2 pseudogenes are annotated in these 825 nt (G+C 65.5%); one reads left to right on the top strand and one right to left on the bottom strand.

Annotation, left to right across the window (positions count from 1 at the left end):
• Positions 1-12: 12 nt before the first annotated feature.
• Positions 13-108 (top strand): annotated as a pseudogene (locus A5704_RS29370) (hypothetical protein); the annotation flags it as partial.
• On the opposite strand, the pseudogene A5704_RS21775 reads toward A5704_RS29370, so the two are convergent.
• Positions 100-825, bottom strand: a pseudogene (locus A5704_RS21775) (acyl-CoA dehydrogenase family protein); the annotation flags it as partial. The pseudogenes A5704_RS29370 and A5704_RS21775 sit on opposite strands and share 9 nt — an antisense overlap.

Consider the following 825-nt stretch of genomic DNA (forward strand, 5'->3'; position numbering starts at 1 on the left):
ATCGACCGGGTGGTGCTCGAGGCGTTCGTCGCCGGCATCGATGCCTGCCCGCACGAGGAAACCCGCGAACTGCTCGGCATCCTCTGCGATCTGTACGCGCTTTCGGTCATCGAAGACGACAAGGCGTGGTACATCGAGCATCGGTACCTGTCCACCGAGCAGTTCGCGGGTTTCCTCGTGCGGGCAGGCATCGATGCCGGCGACGAACGCCTCGAGCACCACCCGGTCGATGTGTGCGGACGCCGCGTGTAAAACGTGGTCCTGCACCGCGTTGAACGCGTCGAACTCCGACATCTCCTTGGATTTTGCCTGCAGCCGACGGGCCACGGACGCCAGCAGATATTCCTCGCGGTCCTCGAACATCTTGATCTGCGTGCCGCGGTTGAAGAGGCTGCCCTCTTCCTCGCTGTCCTGCCGGGCATCCACGATCGTTTGGATAATCGTCTCTGCCGCAGTCCGTTTGACGACGCGCTCGCCGACGGTGTTGGCGGCGAAGCGCACCCATTCGACGGGGCTCATGCTGCGGATGTCATCGGCGTAGGCCGTCAGCAGCTCCTTGGCCACCAACTGCGTCAGTACGTGGTTGTCGCCCTCGAACGTGGTGAAGACGTCGGTGTCGCCGCGCAGCGCGACCAACCGGTTCTCGGCCATGTAACCCGCGCCCCCGCAGGCCTCGCGCGCCTCCTGAATCGCCCGCGATGCGTGCCAGGTGTTGGCCGCTTTCAGCCCGGCGGCGCGGGCCTCCAGCTCGCGCTGCTCGTCGGCGTCCACCGCGTCCGCGGTCTGGATGTCGTGACACTTGCTGACCAGCTCGTTCTGGGCGAA

It is taken from the genome of Mycobacterium sp. E735, from assembly GCF_001666955.1.
Lineage (GTDB): Bacteria > Actinomycetota > Actinomycetes > Mycobacteriales > Mycobacteriaceae > Mycobacterium.